The sequence below is a fragment of the Vibrio sp. 811 genome (assembly GCF_033339195.1).
Map to the genome: position 1 here is coordinate 1 of NZ_JAWOUB010000111.1, position 1,074 is coordinate 1,074.

Sequence of the window (1,074 nt, forward strand, 5' to 3'; positions counted from 1 at the left end):
GTTTACGACCAAGAGTGAATGGAGCACATCGATTGGTGATGGTGTTGGTCATTACTTCTCAAAGCTTTCTCCTGTCTACGCAAACGACATGTTGTTTGTCGCGAGCCGTGATGGTTTGGTGAAAGCGCTTGATCCAGAAAATGGTAAGCAATTATGGCAAACCGATCTGGAAGAAGACGTGATTGCTCGTCTGTCTGGCGGTATTACTGCGGCGTACGAACATCTTTACATCGGTTCTGAAAATGGTGAAGTGATTGCACTAAGCCAAGAAACTGGTGAAATCATTTGGCGCATTAAAGTCGGTGGTGAAGTTCTGGCGAAACCCGTTGCGGATTCAGGCTTGATCATCGTAAATACCAGCCGTGGTATGTTGATTGCTTTGGATGAAAGCACTGGTGAGCAGCGCTGGGCACTAAGTACTGAAGTTCCAAACCTGACACTACGCGGAGACAGCACTCCAACTGCGATTGGTGGTGGTGTTTTCTGGGGTACGGCAAATGGTCGACTAGCCGCAGCGATTGTGGAGCGTGGTCAGCTTATTTGGCAACAACCAGTAGGCACACCGAAAGGCGCTACGGAAATTGACCGTCTGGTTGACGTTGACTCTTCTCCTATTGTACTGGGCGGAACTCTTTTCACCATTGGATACAATGGTCAGTTGATCGCTATTGATTTGCGTTCGGCTAACCCAATCTGGAAGCGTAATTATTCGTCAGCGAACGATATCGCAACGGATGGCAGTCGTATCTTTGTGATCACCGAAAAAGATCACGTGGTCGCGGTTGATGCTCGAAGCGGTACTGAACTGTGGGAAAATAGCCTATTAGAACACCGTCAGTTAACTGCGCCAGTTATCGTCGGTAACTATTTAGTTTTAGGTGATACCCTAGGTTACCTGCACTGGTTAGATCGTTCGACGGGTGAGTTCGTAGCTCAACAATTCGTTGATGACAGTGGTTTTGCGGTTGGTCCGACTCTATTGTCTGATGGTTATGTCATTACAACTCGCAACGGCGATGTAAAGAAACTAACCATTAACGAATAATATCGTGATATAATTCACATTCGGCTCCT

At 47.0% G+C, this 1,074-nt stretch carries 1 protein-coding gene; it reads left to right on the plus strand.

The genetic code is table 11. The features are described 5' to 3' along the window. A partial coding sequence (gene bamB / locus R7Q46_RS30855) for an outer membrane protein assembly factor BamB (RefSeq protein WP_318077938.1) occupies window positions 1-1,045 on the plus strand: 1,045 nt, incomplete at its 5' end. Window positions 1,046-1,074 lie beyond the last annotated feature (29 nt).